We start from the raw sequence: 15,287 nt of genomic DNA on the forward strand, positions 1-15,287 counted from the left end.
CGCGACGAGGAGACTCAGCCTGCCAGCGGGAACTCGCGTTGCGGGCGCCACACGCCGTCCGCGCCGTGCTCGTACCGGCTGAAGTGCTCGACGTCGAAGGCGCAGTCGTACTCCGACAACGCGTCGTACGCCCGGTCCAGCGCGGCCTTGTCCAGGTCGTGCGCGACCGTGACGTGCGGGTGGTACGGGAACTTCAGCTCGATCTGCAGCGGCCCGGACCGGACCTGCGACTGCAGCACCTCGCACGACGAGATGCCCTCGGCGAGCGGCACGAACACCACCGGCGAGATCGGCCGGAAGGTCGCCGTACCGCGCAGCCGGATCCGGAACGGCGGGAACCGGGCCGCGACCGCGAGCAGGTGCTCGTCGATCAGGTCCAGGTCGCCGTCCGCGATCTCGGTCGGCGGCAGCAACGTGACGTGGGTCGGGATCGAGGCGGCCATCGGGTCGCCGAAGTCGGCCCGGTACTTCTGCAGCTCCGTGCCGTACGGTTCGGCGATCGGGATCGCGACACCGATCGTGCTCATCCGCGCGGGGCCGGGCCGGGCACGAAGCCGAGCCGGTCGTAGACCCGGGCCAGGGTCGGCTCGGTGACCGCGCGGGCGCGCTCGGCGCCGCGGGCCAGGATCGCGTCCAGCTCCGCCTTGTCGTCGAGGTAGCCGAGCGTCTTCTCCCGGAACGGCGTGACGAACTCGACGACGAGCTCGGCCAGGTCCTTCTTGAAGTCGCCGTACCCGCGGCCCGCGTACTCGTCCTCGAGCTCGCTGATCTTCTTGCCGGTCAGCGCCGAGTAGATGGTCAGCAGGTTCGCGACGCCGGGCTTGTGCTCCTGGTCGAACACCACGTCCCGGCCGGAGTCGGTGACCGCGGACCGGATCTTCTTCGCGCTCGCCTTCGGGTCGTCGAGCAGGTCGATGATGCCGGCCGGCGACGAGCTCGACTTGCTCATCTTCGCGGTCGGGTCCTGCAGGTCGAAGATCTTCGCGGTCTCCTTGACGATGTGCGCCTCGGGCACCCGGAAGGTCTTGCCGAACCGGTGGTTGAACCGCTGCGCCAGGTCCCGGGTCAGCTCCACGTGCTGGCGCTGGTCCTCGCCGACCGGGACCCGGTCGGCCTGGTAGACCAGGATGTCCGCGGCCTGCAGGATCGGGTACGTGAACAGCCCGACGGTGGCGCGGTCGGCGCCGCCCTTGGCGGTCTTGTCCTTGAACTGCGTCATCCGGCTGGCCTCGCCGAACCCGGTGATGCAGCCCATCACCCAGCCCAGCTGCGCGTGCTCGGGCACGTGCGACTGGACGAACAGGGTGGACCGCTCCGGGTCGATCCCGGCCGCGAGCAGCTGCGCCGCGGACCGCCGGGTGCGCTCGCGGAGCGCCTTCGGGTCGTACTCCACCGTGATCGCGTGCAGGTCGACGACGCAGTAGAACGCGTCGTGGTCGTCCTGCAGGGCCACCCACTGCCGCAACGCGCCGAGGTAGTTGCCGAAGTGGAAGGAGTCCGCCGTCGGCTGGATCCCGGAGAGCACGCGCGGGCGTCGCTGGGAACCGGCTGCGGAGGGGTCAGACGCAGCATGGGACATGAGCACGATTCTGCCAGCGCCCGAAGTTCACCCGGCACCCGGGCGGGGATCACCAGGTCCAGCCGCGGGCGGCGAGTTCCTGTTCCTCCTGCCAGCGCCGGTCCTCGGGGCGGGCGGCGCCGGGGTCGGGCACGCCGGCCAGGCGGCATGCCTCGTCCAGGAGGTCGTCGTACGCCGCCTCGAGCGCCATCAGGCGGTGCGCCCGCGCGTAGACGTGCGGCATCGACTCGGTACTGCGGATCTTGCCGGACAGGTGCCCGAGCCGGGTCTGCACCCGGAGCGTCTCGAACGGGTCCGGCTCCGGCTCGGCGTGCCGGTGCAGGCGGGACGCCACCCGCTTCGTCCATTCCCGTGCCGTCAGCCACGCCATCGCTCTCACTCCCCTGCTCAGAGCGTACGGCGAACTGCCCGTGCAGGCGACGGGATATCACCCGTTCGTGGCCGGGTTTCCGTCCACCGCGGCCGCCAGCCTCGGGACCAGCTGGTCGAGCACGATCGGCAGGCTCAGCACCGAGACGAAACTCGTCGCGCCGTACAGCTCGTCGTCGAAGTTCTCCTCGACGAACACGTCCCGGCCCTCGGTCCGCACCTTCAGGTTCTTGTACAGCGGGTCCGCCTTGAGCCTCGCCGTGCCGCCCTTGGTCGGGAACCACACCAGCGCCTGCTGGTCGAGCAGCCCGATCCGCTCGGCGCTGATGTTCGCGCCGAACTTGTCGCCGATCGCGGCGTCCAGCCCGTCCGGCAGCGCGAACCCGAAGTCGGTCAGCAGCCGCGACCGCGGATCCTGGGTGCCGTAGATGAAGTACCCCTCGTACGGCGTCGCCATCAGCGCCGGCTTGCCCTTGAACTCGGGGTGCTGGGTGCGCACCTCCGCGAACCGCTTCTCGATGCCCTGGACCAGCGCGTCCGCCTCCTGCGGCTTGCCCACCGCCTGGCCGACCGTGCGCGCCACCACCTGCCAGGACACGCCGTAGTCCGGGACGCCGGTCGGCTGCGCGACCGTCGGCGCGATCGCGGTCAGCTTCTTGTAGTCGTCCGCCGAGATCCCGGAGTACAGCCCGACGATCAGGTCCGGCCGCAGGGCGGCGATCTTCTCGAACTGGATGCCGTCCTTGTCCCGCAGCACCTGCGGCACCGCGCCGTCCCCGAGCTTCGCCTTCGCCCACGGGAAGAGCGCGCCCGGCTTCTCCCCGAACCACTCGGTCGTCGCCACCGGTACGACGCCCAGCGCGAGCCTAACCCAGAATTCAGTCCCGGTGGTACTTCGTGACCGCGGAGTCCTGCTTCAGCTGGTCGGCGGCGGCCTGGATCCGCGCGGTCCACTCGGACTGCTGCAGGCCGCCCGCCATGAACTGCCCGGTCGCCGCCGCGGCCGCGGTGGCGAACGCCGGGTACCAGGTGTCGAAGTACCAGGTGATGAGCTGATCGCCCGCCGCCGCCAACAGGTCGCGGGCGGAGCGGAGCGCCGTACTCACCTCCAGCCCGTCGGCGGCGCCGCGGACGATGGTGAGCTGGTTGGACTCCGAGCTGACCTGGGCGGCGACGTCCTTGGTCAGCAGCGCCCGGAGGTACTCGAGCCCGCCGGCCTTGTTCCGCGCCTTCTCCGGCACCAGGAACGGCGCGGTCGCCGCCACGTGCAGCCCGCTCGCCAGCGCGGGCGACGCGTCCAGGGCCGGTACGGCGAACATCGTCAGCACGAAGTCGTCCCGGACCTGGGGCTTCATCTCGTTCTCGAGCCAGTTCCCGCACGGCAGCATCCCGGCCTTCGCGGCGAGGAACCGGCGCTGCGAGCCGACATGGTCGTACTGCGCGGTGCCCGGTGCCAGCAGCCCGCGCTTGGCGAGCTCACCGACGGCGGTGATCGCCTTGGTGACGCTCTCGTCCTTCCAGGCGCCGTCCTCGAGGTTGTCGATCCGCTTCAGCACGTCCGGCCCGCCCGTCTTCGCGGCCAGCGTGAGCACCAGTTCGAGCAGGTAGTACGGGTGCGTGCCCGCGTAGATGAACGGGCCGAGGCCGGCCGCCTTCATCTCGGTGCCGAGGGCAAGCAGGTCCGGCCAGGTGCGCGGCACCTCCCAGCCGTTGCGCTGGAACAGGGCGGCCGAGTACCAGATCCCGTACACGGTCGCGACGTAGTTCACGCTCCGCTGCGTACCGTCGTACCGGCCGACGTCCAGCAGGCCGGGCAGCAGCTGGTCCTCGACCTTCGCGGCCTGGTTGTCCCAGGACGGCGCGTCCAGCAGCTGCTGCAGGTCGGCGAGCTGGCCCTCCTTGACCAGCCGGCCGAGCTCCAGCGCGTCGTCGCCGGTGCTGAGTACGACGTCCGGCGGGGTGCCGGTGGCGAACCGCGGCAGCAGCTCCTCCGACAGCCGCGCCGACACCTTCGGGGTGACGACGGCGGCGGCGTACTTCTTCCGGTACGCCGCCGCGGCGAACCCGCCGTACTCGTCACCGACGACCAGGTCGACCGGAGCGTTCCCGTCCACGGTGAACGGGTTCTCCGGCGACACCGGCGGGGCCACCGGCGCGCTGGAGCAGCCGCTCAGCACCGCCCCGGCCAGGGCCCCTTGCAGTAGCGTCCGCCGTTTCAGCACCCCGGCAGGCTATTACTTCAGGGTGGCGCCGGTCAGGCCCGCCTGCACCTGGCGGTAGAAGATCAGGTACACCACGATCACCGGGACCATCGCGATCGTCAGCGCCGCGAACAGCGTTCCCCAGTCGTTGTCGTAGCGCTGGCTGCCCAGCAGGGTCGCGATGCCCTGCGAGAGCACCGGCTTCTCCGGCGACAGGAAGCTCGGCAGGACGAACTGGTTGAACTGACCGAGCACGTTGAAGATGCCGACGCTGAGCAGCCCGGGCCTGGCCATCGGCAGCATCACCCGGAAGAACGTGGTCGCGTGTCCCGCGCCGTCCACCAGGGCGGCCTCGGCGATCGAGGTCGGCAGCGTCCGGAAGAACGAGTGCATGAAGAACACCGTGAACGGCAGCGAGTAGGCGATGTAGACCAGGATCAGGCCCTGGTACGTCGACACCATCCCGAAGCCCTTGACCACGAAGAACAGCGGCACGATCGCCAGGAACGTCGGGAACATCATCCCGGCCGCGAACAGGTAGTAGATGAGCCGGTTGCCGGGGAACTGGTAGCGGGCCAGCACGTAGGCGACCATCGAGCCGAACAGCATCGTCCCGAACACGCCGCCGGCCACCACGACCAGGCTGTTCAGCAGGTAGTCGCCGACGCCCTTCTCCCAGGCATTCGCGAAGTTCTCCCAGAGCAGCTTCTTCGGCAGCGCCCACGGGTTGTCGCCGAAGATCTCGCCGGTGCTCTTCAGCGAGGCGATCAGCGCCCAGCCGAACGGTACGACGACCAGGACCGCCCAGGCGATCAGCACCGCGTGCGAGAACACGTTGACCGGGCTGAACCCGCCCTTGTCGCTCACCGCCTCGGGTCCGCCGGCCGAGTCCTGGGTGCGGCCTTCCACGTCGATCTGCAGAGTCATGACCGGCCCCTCAGTATTCGATCCGCTCGCGCCGGGTGGCCCGGAGCATGACGGCGGCGATGATCAGCGTCAGGAAGAACAGCACCACGCCCATCGCGGACGCGTACCCGGCCCGGCCGTACTGGAAGCCGTTGTCGGCGATCGCCAGCCCCATCACGTACGTCGAGTTGTCCGGCCCGCCCGGCCCCGCGGTCATCACCGCGACCAGCGCGTACGCGTCCAGGGCCATGATCGCCAGGTACACCCAGGCGGTCTGGATGGTGTCCCACAGCAGCGGCAGCGTGATCCGGAAGAACGTCGCCAGCCGGCCGGCGCCGTCGATGATCGCCGCCTCGAAGATGTCCTTCGGGATCCCGGACATCGCCGCGTTGAACAGCACCAGATAGAACCCGACACTGCCCCAGACCAGCACCCACATCACGCAGTACAGCGCGATCTCGGGCGACGCGAGGTACTGCGACGTCCCGAGGCCGAGCTTCTTCGTCACCGAGTTCAGCAGGCCGTTGTCGGTGGACGTCATCACGGTGGCCCAGATGACCGCGATGACCGGCACCGACAGCACCTGCGGCAGGAAGAACGCCAGCTTGTAGAAGCCGTTCCCGCGGACGCCGTGGACGCCGGCGCTGTTCGCCTTGCCGCCGACGTTCAGCAGGTAGGCGAACACCAGAGCGAGCACGATGGTGAGCAGCGGCACGCCGATCAGCAGGATGATGTTGTGCCCGATCGCGGCCTTGAAGATCGCGTCGTTCGCGAGGTCCTTGAAGTTCTGGAACCCGACGAACTCGAACTTCGGCGAGATCCCGGTCCAGTCGGTCAGCGAGTAGTAGAACGCCTGGACGAACGGCGAGATCACGAAGACCACGTACAACACGAGCGGGATCGCGAGGAAGCTCGCGACGAACCGGTAACTACCGTGCCGCATCTCTCTCCTTACAACAGACAGCTGAGCTGCGGGTCCTCACAGGCGCCCACAGCTCAGCATGCCACCGGACAATCAGCTACGGGTCTGCTTCTTGGTCTTCGGGTCCTTCGCCGTGTCGTCGGCGATCTTCTGCACCCGCTTCTGGTATTCGTCCGCGGTGATCCGGCCGGCGGCCAGCTCACCCACCACGCTCTGGACCGGCTTGTCCATCGTGGAGTACCAGGAACCGAAGTACGACGTCCAGTTGTTGTCGCCGCCGGACTTCAGCAGCGCGCTCGCGGAGGCGGCGCCCGGGCTCAGCTTCAGGCCCTCGCCGGCGCCCTTCACGATGGTCGGGGAACCGGTCAGCTCGGTGAACTTGCCGGCCGCCTCCTTCGACAGCATGATCCGCAGGTACTCCAGGCCGCCGGCCTTGTTCTTCGCCTTCTCCGGCACGATGAAGTTCTCGCCGGCGGCGATCTCGGTGCACTCCACCGGCAGCTTCGCGCCGTCCAGCAGCGGGGTGTAGGTCGCGGTGGTCTGGAAGTCCGCCGGGGCGACCTTCTTCTGCTCGTTCTCCAGCCAGGAACCGGACGGGATGAACGCGGCCTTGCCCTGGTTCCAGGCGGTCTGCGACTGGATGTGGTCCAGGCCCTCGGTGCCCTGCATGATGTAGCCCTTGCCCTTGAGCTCGAGCAGCGCCTCGGCGGCCAGCTTGATCGACGGGTGCATCCAGGCGTTCGGCTCCAGCCCGTCGATCGCCTTGATGACCTCCTGGCCGCCGTGCTTCACGGCCATGTCCAGGACGACCTGGTGGATGTAGTACGGGTGCTTGCCCTGGTGCGCGAGCGGCGCGATGCCGGCCTTCTTGATCTCCTCGCACAGCGTCAGGAACTCGGCCCAGGTCTTCGCCGGCGTCCAGCCGTTCTTCTCGAACAGCGGCTTGTTGTACCAGAGCGCGTAGACGGTCAGCACGTACTCGAGGACGAGCGGCTTGCCCTCCAGCTGGGCGGCCTCGATCGCGATCGGCTCGACGGTGTCCTTGACCTTCTTGGCCGGATCGTCGACCGACGGCGCGTCGAACAGCGCGGTCAGGTCGGCCAGCTGGCCGGTGCTGGCCAGCGTCGACATCGGCAGCAGCGAGGCGCCGGAGTTGTCGATCACGTCCGGCGGGTTGCCGCCGTTGAACCGCGGCTGCAGCTGCGGCGTGATGTCGGTGATGCCCTTGTGGCTGATCTTGGCCTGCGGGAACTTCTTGCTGTAGATCGCCTCGTGGGCCTTGGCGTAGTCGTCGCCGTACCCGCCCTTGAAGATCACCACGTCCAGTGGTGCGTCCTCCTTGACCGCGAACGGGTTCTCGTCGGACTTGGTCCCGCCCCCGTCGCTGCCGCTGCTGGTGTCCTCGCTGCCGCCGCTGGCGCACGCGGCCAGCAGCGTGCTCCCGCCCGCGGTCAGCAAGGTGCCGACCGCCGCACGCTGCAGGAACAGCCGCCGCGGGAGGTTGTTGGGAGTGGTCATGATGCCGCCTTCCGAGTGGTGTTTCAGGCAGTACGCCGGATGCGGCCGGCGTACCGTGCTTCGAGGGCGTGGTTGTGCTCGTCCCCGCCCGGGATGTTCGCCGAGAGGTACACGGGAGGCGTCTCGCCGGCGTCGGTCATCCGGCGCAGTACCTCGGCGACCAGGAGCTGCGCGATCAGCGCGGCGGTGATCGACGACACCGCGCACACCTTGCCCGCGTCGCCGGGCAGGTCCAGCACCGAGTCGCCGAACGGCGCGTGGTTGTCGAGCACCACGTCCGCGAAGTCGATCAGCTTCTTGCCCGAAGGGTGCCGGGACTCCATACCGCCGGTGTGCTGCAGCGAGGTGATCGCGATCAGCGGGTGGCCCTTCTCCTTGACCACGTTCGCGAGCTCGACGATCGAGCCGTTCACCCCGGAGTTCGAGGCGATCACGAACAGGTCGCCCTCGCGCGCCGCGGACAGCTCGTAGAGCTTGCGGGAGTACGCCGGATCGCGCTCGAGCTCGGCACTGCGCAGCAGTTCCGGCGGCTCGCCGCCGAGCAGCACCAGGTCGCGCAGCGCGATCCGGTTGGTGGCGATCAGGCCGCCGGCCCGGCCGGCGATCTCCATCGCGAGCGCCTCGGAGTGCCCGGAGCCGAACGCCTGGATCACGCCGTTCGCGCGCAGCGACGCGGTCATCAGGTCCGCGGCCTGCTGGATCGGGCCGTCGATCTGGGTGGTGACGGCGGCCATGATCGGCATCAGGGTTTGAACATAAGCCTGCGCGCTCACGCCACTCGTCGCCCCCGTGTCACTGCTGGCCATCAGCGGCCCACCCCTCGGCTGATCTGCTCGTCATCGACACTCCAAGTGCCGACAAATGCGCAAGTTTGCGGTTTGCTGGACAGAACTTTTCTCAACTCGTAGCTAAAGTCAAGGCTCATCCGTGTGATCTCCCAGATCGGGACCGTTGCGTAACCTGGCCTTTTTGTGCTTACTTTTAGGCTCTTTCGAGCAGTTTGGAGCATCGCATATGTCGGTCGAAAGCCCCTTGGTCCTCGGCGGCGACCTGGGCGGTACCTCCACCCGGATCGTGGTCGCGGACTCCGAGGGCAACGTAATCGGTCGCGGTGCTGCCGCGGGTGGAAATCCGACGAGTCATCCGGCAAGTGCGGCGGCCAACTTCGGGCAGGCGCTTCACGCGGCACTGGCCGGGCTGGACCCGACCGCCGTGAAGGCGGGCGTGGTCGGGATGGCCGGCGGCGTGGCCCTCGCGCGGCCGGACGTGGCCGCCCAGTTCGAGGCCGCGTGGACGGGCGCCGGGCTCACCGTTCCGCCCGAGTACATCGGCGATCTCGAGGTCGCGTTCGCTTCCGGTACGCCGGAACCGGACGGAACGGTGCTGATCGCGGGCACGGGAAGCAACGCCGGACTGGTGCGAAATCACCAGCTGCTGCGCACCGCCGGCGGGCACGGTTGGCTGCTCGGCGACGACGGCTCCGGCTTCTGGCTCGGCCGGGAGGCGGTCCGCAGCGTGCTGCAGTCGCTGGATCTCCGGGAGCCGCTGGGGTTGCTCGGACAGGCCGTCGTCCAGGCGATCCTGCCCGACCGCGACGAGCACGCTCCTGCACACCGTGAAGGGTACGACGCATTGCGTGACGACCTGGTGCGCACCGTGAACAGCCGGCCGCCGGTTCTCCTCGCGGAACTCGCGCCCGCGGTCATCACGACGTACGCCCAAGGGGACGAGCACGCACAGGCGCTGGTGAAACGCGCAGCCGAATTGCTCACAGAAACTGCCGCACGTCTGAAGACAACGTCGGACAAAGGCCCGATGGTGCTCGCGGGCAGTGTCGCCGGTGAATCTTCACCGGTCGGACAGTTGATTCGGCAACACTTTGCCGGTGAAGTCCTGACCGCCCGCGACGGCGTCGGCGGCGCCACCTGGCTCGCCCTCGCCGCCCTGGACCCGACGCTCGCCACCACCGAGAACCACCGCCGCCTGGTCGAACACTGAGCCGCGGTCCGACCAGGCCTGGTGGGGCCCGCTAGTCGAGGACCGAGACCGGGCGGACCTCGACGGCGTAGAACCCGGCTTCCGGGATGGTCGCGGCGACCTCCTCGGCGCGCTCGGGGCTTGCGACGTCGATGAGGAAGACGCCGGCGAGCTGTTCCTTGGCCTCGGAGTACGGGCCGTCGGTGGTGGCGCGGACGCCTTCGCGGACGCGGACGACGCGGGTCCGCGACGGCGGGTCCAGGGGCACCGCGGTGATCAGCTCGCCGTTGGCGTCGAGTTCCTTCAGCAGGTTGTCGAGCTGCGCGGTGAGCGCGTCGCGGGCCTTCCTGGGCAGCGCCCGGCCTTCCTCGGTGTGCAGGAACGACGGGTGGCCCCAGGTGATCGGATTGCTGTGGATCAGCAGCAGGTACTTCATGACCGGTGTCCTTTCGGGCAGGTAGCTGGATCTTCGCAGCAGAGGTCGGACACGACCGGGACCGCTCGACATTTCGGCGTTTACGCTTCCCCGCATGGAGGAGATCGACTTCCGGCTGCCGGACGGCCGGGTGCTGCACGGCTACGACAGCGCCCCGGGCGACGACGCCCGGCTCGCGGTGGTCTGGCACCACGGCACCCCGAACCTGGGGACACCGCCCGCCCCACTCTTCGACACGAGCGAGCGGCTCGGCATCCGGTGGATCTCGTTCGACCGGCCCGGGTACGGCGGATCGACGCCGGCGCCCGGCCGCACGATGGCGTCGGTCGCGGCCGACCTCACCGCACTGCTGGACACGCTGGGGATCGGCACATGTGCGCTGCTGGGCTACTCCGGCGGCGGCTCGTACGCGCTCGGCGCGGCCGCGGTGCTCGGCGACCGGGTCGAGGCGGTCGCCACGTTCGCCGCCATCGCGCCGTACGACGCCGCGGGCCTCGACTGGTACGACGGGATGATCGCGTCCGGGCGCGCGTCGCTCCGGGCCGCGGCGGAGGGACGTGCCGCGAAGCTGCGGCACGAGAACTCGGGCGTCGAGTACGACCCGGAGTTCACCGCGGCGGACGTCGCGATGTTCGACGGCCCGTGGGGCTGGCTCGGCTCGGTCGCCGGTGAGCAGTCGATGCCCGACGGCCCCGACGGGCTGGTCGACGACGACTGCTCCTACACCCTCGGCTGGGGTTGCGATCCGGCGACGATCGCGGCACCGACGCTGCTTGTCCACGGTGCCGACGACGGCGTGATTCCCTGTGCACACAGCGAATGGCTGGCGGCCACGCTCCCGGCGGCCGAGCTGGTCCTGCTGCCGGACGCCGGCCACATCGCGGCCCTCGCGCACGCCGAGCCCGCGCTCGGATGGATCCGGGACCGAACTGCCTGAATCCTCAGGGTTTCGCGGGGTACCGGTCAGGAGTGCTGCTTGCGGACCGCTACCGCACCACGGAGATTCTCGGTCACGGCGGAATGGGCGAGGTCTACCGGGGGTGCGACGAACTCCTCGGCCGGCCGGTCGCGGTCAAGCTGCTGCGCCCGGACCTGAGTGACCCGTTCGCCGCGGCACGGTTCCGGCGGGAAGCGCGGGCCGCGGCGGTGGTGAAGGATCCTCATGTCGTCGCGGTCTACGACTTCGGCCACTCCAACGGCGAGTACTTCCTGGTCATGGAGCTGATGGAGGGCCGCAGCGTCGCGCACGAGCTGGCGTTGCACGGACCGCTGCATCCGGATCGCGCGCTCGGCGTCGTTCGGCAGGTCGCCGGCGGCCTGGCGGCCGCGCACCGGCACGACATCGTGCATCGTGACATCAAGCCCGACAACCTGCTGGTCGATGTCGACGGGTCGGTCAAGATCGCCGACTTCGGGATCGCGCGCTCGCCCGCGGACCCGGCGACCACGTCCGGCCTGATCCTCGGCACCAGCCACTACCTCGCCCCCGAACGCGCCCTGGGGCATCCGGCGACTCCGGCCTCGGACGTGTACGCGCTCGGCTGCGTGCTGTACCAGCTGCTCACCGGGCGTCCGCCGTTCGAGGGCGACGACCCGACCGTCGTGATGTCCCGGCACGTCGAGGCCGCGCCGGTCATCCCCGACGACGTACCGCTCGGCGTCGCCCTGCTGCTCCGCCGGATGCTGGCCAAGGAGCCCGGCGACCGCCCGACGGCCGACGAGGTCGCGACCTTGACGACCGAGACCGCGGCCGAGGCCCCGACGGCCGAGTTCGCCGTACTGCGCCCACGCCGCAACTGGCGCAGTGCGTTCGCGGTGCTCGCCTCGATGCTCGTCGCCGGAACCGCCGTGACGGCCGGCGTCCTCGCCGACCAGCAACCGAACGAGCCGGTCGCGCCGCCGAACATCGCGCCCTCGCAGCCGGTGCAGCAGGTACGGCCGCCCGCCCGGCCGGCGACCGTACCGACGGCGCCGACAGTCCGGACCGGGCCGACCGTCACCGTCACCAAGTCGGCCCCTGTGCGGACCCGGACGGTCGAGCCCCCGACGGCCTCGAGAACGTCTCAGCCGCAGACAACCGACCAGTCCGGCAAGCCCGGCAAGAGCAAGGCCAAGAAGTCCGGCCGGAACTGATATTCCAAGCAATGCCTTGACATCGGCTCCGGCCTGCCGCATATTCCAAGCATGTCTTTGGAAAAGGATCCGCGGCGGTCCCGGCTCCTCGACGACCCGCTCGCCATCCGCGCGCTCGCGCACCCGGTGCGGCTGGATCTGCAGGCGCTGCTCGGCCGCGAGGGGCCGCTGACGGCGGCGGACGCTGCGCGCCGGCTGGGGATCAGCCAGGCGCTGGCGTCGCATCACCTGCGGCAGCTGGCGAAGTACGACTTCGTCGAGCCGGCTCCCGGGAAGGACAACCGGGAACGGCCGTGGCGGCTGGTCTCGACGTCGCAGTCGTGGGCCGAGGCCTCGGCGACCCCCGAGGGCGCCGCGGCGGCCGACGTCCTCGAGCAACTGGTCGCCGAGCGCGCGCTCGAGGCGCTCGGCCGCTGGCAGGAGCAACGCCGTACCGAGGACCCGGCCTGGCGGGACCACGCCGGCATCGGGCAGAGCGGGTTCTACCTGACCGCGGACGAACTGGCCGAGCTGGTCACCCAGATCGACGCGCTGCTGCAGCGCTGGGTCGACGAGCGGCCGATCGACGACAAGTCCACCCGGCCGGCGGGCAGCCGGCACGTCGCGTTCACCCAGATCGTCACGATCTCTCCGGAGGAGTAGCAGATGAAGGACTTGTGGGGCGTCCTCGTCCAGCAGCGCGACTACCGGCTGATGCTCAGCGCCGGCCTGATCTCGCTGGTCGGTGACTGGCTGCTGCGCACCGGACTCGCGTTCCAGGTGTACGTGCTGACCGGATCGACCCTGGCCTCCGGCGGGCTGCTGCTGGCGTCGTTCCTGCCCGCCGTGGTGCTCGGCTCGCTGGCCGGCGTCTTCGTGGACCGCTGGAACCAGCGGACCACGATGATCGTGACCAACGTGCTGAACGCGGTCGTCCTGCTGCCACTGATCGCCGTCCACGACGCGAGCACGATCTGGATCGTGTACGGCGTGGTGCTCGCGCAGAGCTGCCTGCAGCAGTTCTTCACGCCCGCCGAGCAGTCCCTCGTCCCACTGCTGGTGAACTCCGACCAGCTCGTCACCGCGAACGCGCTGAACAGCCAGATCCGCGACCTCGCCCGGCTGATCGGCGCCGCCCTCGGCGGTGTGCTCGCGGCCGCCGGCGGGCTCACGCTGCTGGCCGTCGGGGACGCCGTGACGTTCCTGGTCGCGGTCGTGCTGGTCGCGGCGATGCGGTTTCGCCAGGACCGCCCCCGCCGTACGAAGGAGTCCGCGGGTGGTGCGATCAGGCGGCTGAAGGCGGAGTGGACCGAGGGGTTGCGGCTGTGCGTGGCCGGTCCGGCGATGCGGCTGTTCTTCGTGTTCTGCCTGGTCACCGGGGTCGGCGAGGGGATCATGAGCACGCTGTTCGCGCCGTTCGTCAGCGCCGAGATCGGCGGCGACGGGAAGGCGTACGGCCTGATCGTGGCGTCGCAGGCGGTCGGCGGCATCGTCGGCGGCCTGGTCGCGGCCGCGATCGGCTCCCGATGGCCGGCCGCCACTCTGTGGGGGCTCGGCGCGCTGGCCTTCGGGCTGATCGACATCGCGCTGTTCGTCTACCCGCTGGTGTCGGACAGCGTGCTGCCGGCGTTCGTGTTCATGATCGTCGTCGGGCTGCCCGGCGCACTCACCCTCGCCGGCATGATGACCGTCTTCCAGAACCTCACCGTCGACGGCACCCGCGGCCGGATCTACGGCGCGGTCGGCGCCGCCGAGAGCGTGGCGGTCCTGATCGGGATCACCTCCGCCGGCTTCCTCGGCGACGCCGTCGGCATCATCCCGATCCTGGTGATCCAGGGCCTCGGGTACGTCGTCGGCGGGCTGGTGGTGTTCAGTCGGCGGCGGGTGCTGGAGCCCCGGCCGGCGGCTGCTCCTCCACTCCCGGTCTGATCCGGTGCAGCCGGACCCGGGCCACCCGGCGGCCGTCCATCTCGGTGACCGTCAGCGTGTGGCCCTCGAGCGCGACCTCGTCCCCCGTCGACGGAACCTTCCCGAGGCGGGCGGCGAGGAATCCGCCGACGGTCTCGTAGGGCCCGTCCGGCAGCTCGATCGTGGTCGCGTCGGCGAAGTCGTCCAGGTTCAGCAGGCCGTCGACCTCGATGTCGCCGCTGCGCAGCCGGGTCGTCTCGGCCGCCTCCTCGTCGTACTCGTCCTTGATGTCGCCGATCAGCTCCTCGACGAGGTCCTCGAGCGTCACGATGCCCGCCGTACCGCCGTACTCGTCGAGGACGATCGCCAGGTGGGTGCTGCGGCGGCGCATCTCGGTCAGCGTCGGCAGCAGCTTCGCGGTGTCCGGCAGCATCAGCACCTCGCGCGCCAGGTCGCCGACCCGCACCGAGCGGGTCGAGACGGCCGGGTCGAACAGGTCCCGGACGTGTACGAAGCCGACGATGTCGTCGGCGGAGCCGTTCATCACCGGGTACCGCGAGTGCGGCCGCTCGGCGGCGAACTTGACCGCCTTGTACGCCGGCATCTCGGCGTCGACGAAGTCCACCTCGGTGCGCGGCAGCATCAGCTCCCGGAGCTGGCGGCTGCCGGCCTCGAAGACGTCGTCGACGATCTTGCGCTCCTCCTCGCCGAGCGACTCGTGCGCCGAGACCAGGTCCCGGAGCTCCTCGTCGGTCATCACCTCACGGTTCGCGTTCGGGTCGCCGCCGAGCGCGCGCACCACCAGGTCGGTGGACTTCGAGAGCAGCCAGATCACCGGCCGGGCGCCGGACGCGATCCGGTCCACGAGCGGGCCGAGCGCGAGCGCGAAGCCCTCCGCCCGCTGCAGCGCCAGCCGCTTCGCGGCCAGCTCGCCGAGCACGATCGAGACGTACGAGATCAGGATCGTGATCAGCACCAGCGCGACCGTGTTCGACACCGACTCGGGCAGGCCGAGCTTCTGCAGGTGCGGTGCGAGCCCGTCGGCCAGCGTCGCGCCACCGAAGGCGGCGGACAGGAAGCCCATCAGGGTCACGCCGATCTGCACGGCGGACAGGAAGCGGTTCGGGTTGGCGGCCACCTTGGCGACGATCTCGCCGCGCCTGCCGCGGTGTGCCAGGGCCTTGAGCTGGCTCTCCCGCAGTGAGACCAGGGCCATCTCGGCCGCGGCGAAGACCCCGCCGATCAGCACGAAGACCAGAATCAGAACGATGTTGAGCAGGGTGTCGTTCATGGGTGGGATGTCCTAGCGCCCTCTCGTCAGCAGCCGAGAGGGCGGGCGTTGGGCGTGGTCGTCCATCT

Annotated in this window: 16 protein-coding genes; 5 read left to right on the forward strand and 11 right to left on the reverse strand. The window is 69.9% G+C overall.

The genetic code is table 11. The features are described from left to right. Positions 1-14: 14 nt before the first annotated feature. From ABN611_RS05205 to ABN611_RS05245, 9 genes are all read right to left on the reverse strand, one after another. On the reverse strand, positions 15-527 hold the full coding sequence (locus tag ABN611_RS05205; protein WP_350278622.1) for a 2'-5' RNA ligase family protein: 513 nt from the start codon (positions 525-527) through the stop codon (positions 15-17). Next, positions 524-1,579, reverse strand: coding sequence for a tryptophan--tRNA ligase (trpS, locus tag ABN611_RS05210; protein WP_350278623.1), 1,056 nt, complete (start codon positions 1,577-1,579; stop codon positions 524-526). The genes ABN611_RS05205 and trpS overlap by 4 nt, the downstream gene beginning before the upstream one ends. 49 nt (positions 1,580-1,628) lie before the next feature. Further along, positions 1,629-1,949: a hypothetical protein gene (locus tag ABN611_RS05215; protein WP_350278624.1), complete on the reverse strand. Its 321-nt coding sequence runs from the start codon at positions 1,947-1,949 to the stop codon at positions 1,629-1,631. Between the two features lie 57 nt (positions 1,950-2,006). Beyond that, entirely contained in the window at positions 2,007-2,792 is a 786-nt protein-coding gene (locus tag ABN611_RS05220; protein WP_350278625.1) for an ABC transporter substrate-binding protein, read from the reverse strand. A gap of 34 nt (positions 2,793-2,826) precedes the next feature. Then, on the reverse strand, positions 2,827-4,170 hold the full coding sequence (ngcE, locus tag ABN611_RS05225) for an N-acetylglucosamine/diacetylchitobiose ABC transporter substrate-binding protein (protein ID WP_350278626.1): 1,344 nt from the start codon (positions 4,168-4,170) through the stop codon (positions 2,827-2,829). 12 nt (positions 4,171-4,182) lie between these two features. Beyond that, the gene (locus tag ABN611_RS05230; RefSeq protein ID WP_350278627.1) at positions 4,183-5,076 is read right to left on the reverse strand and encodes a carbohydrate ABC transporter permease; all 894 of its coding nucleotides are present in this window, start codon (positions 5,074-5,076) and stop codon (positions 4,183-4,185) included. Positions 5,077-5,086: 10 nt separating this feature from the next. Next, on the reverse strand, positions 5,087-5,998 hold the full coding sequence (locus tag ABN611_RS05235) for a sugar ABC transporter permease (RefSeq protein ID WP_350278628.1): 912 nt from the start codon (positions 5,996-5,998) through the stop codon (positions 5,087-5,089). A gap of 72 nt (positions 5,999-6,070) precedes the next feature. Further along, a complete protein-coding gene (gene ngcE / locus ABN611_RS05240) occupies positions 6,071-7,495 on the reverse strand; it encodes an N-acetylglucosamine/diacetylchitobiose ABC transporter substrate-binding protein (RefSeq protein WP_350278629.1) in 1,425 nt (474 codons plus the stop codon). 23 nt (positions 7,496-7,518) lie between these two features. After that, complete coding sequence (locus ABN611_RS05245; RefSeq protein WP_350278630.1) at positions 7,519-8,301, reverse strand: SIS domain-containing protein; 783 nt, start codon at positions 8,299-8,301, stop codon at positions 7,519-7,521. 208 nt (positions 8,302-8,509) lie between these two features. On the opposite strand from ABN611_RS05245, the gene ABN611_RS05250 reads away from it, so the two are divergent. Then, on the forward strand, positions 8,510-9,493 hold the full coding sequence (locus ABN611_RS05250; protein WP_350278631.1) for a BadF/BadG/BcrA/BcrD ATPase family protein: 984 nt from the start codon (positions 8,510-8,512) through the stop codon (positions 9,491-9,493). A 31-nt stretch (positions 9,494-9,524) separates the two neighbouring features. On the opposite strand, the gene ABN611_RS05255 is transcribed toward ABN611_RS05250, so the two are convergent. After that, positions 9,525-9,908 carry a YciI family protein gene (locus ABN611_RS05255; RefSeq protein WP_350278632.1) on the reverse strand — a complete coding sequence of 128 codons (384 nt, stop codon included), beginning with the start codon at positions 9,906-9,908 and terminating at the stop codon, positions 9,525-9,527. Positions 9,909-10,002: 94 nt separating this feature from the next. Between ABN611_RS05255 and ABN611_RS05260 the strand changes: the two genes are divergently transcribed. The 4 genes from ABN611_RS05260 to ABN611_RS05275 are packed head-to-tail and all read left to right on the forward strand — an operon-like array spanning position 10,003 to position 13,949. Then, positions 10,003-10,845, forward strand: coding sequence for an alpha/beta hydrolase (locus ABN611_RS05260; protein WP_350278633.1), 843 nt, complete (start codon positions 10,003-10,005; stop codon positions 10,843-10,845). 32 nt (positions 10,846-10,877) lie between these two features. Further along, on the forward strand, positions 10,878-12,041 hold the full coding sequence (locus tag ABN611_RS05265) for a protein kinase (RefSeq protein WP_350278634.1): 1,164 nt from the start codon (positions 10,878-10,880) through the stop codon (positions 12,039-12,041). Between the two features lie 51 nt (positions 12,042-12,092). Further along, positions 12,093-12,683: a helix-turn-helix domain-containing protein gene (locus ABN611_RS05270; protein ID WP_350278635.1), complete on the forward strand. Its 591-nt coding sequence runs from the start codon at positions 12,093-12,095 to the stop codon at positions 12,681-12,683. Positions 12,684-12,686: 3 nt separating this feature from the next. Further along, entirely contained in the window at positions 12,687-13,949 is a 1,263-nt protein-coding gene (locus ABN611_RS05275) for an MFS transporter (protein WP_350278636.1), read from the forward strand. Here ABN611_RS05275 and ABN611_RS05280 read toward each other — a convergent pair. After that, the gene (locus ABN611_RS05280) at positions 13,891-15,219 is read right to left on the reverse strand and encodes a hemolysin family protein (RefSeq protein ID WP_350278637.1); all 1,329 of its coding nucleotides are present in this window, start codon (positions 15,217-15,219) and stop codon (positions 13,891-13,893) included. The two genes, ABN611_RS05275 and ABN611_RS05280, sit on opposite strands and share 59 nt — an antisense overlap. Positions 15,220-15,287: the final 68 nt, after the last annotated feature.

Source organism: Kribbella sp. HUAS MG21 (assembly GCF_040254265.1).
Classification (GTDB): domain Bacteria; phylum Actinomycetota; class Actinomycetes; order Propionibacteriales; family Kribbellaceae; genus Kribbella.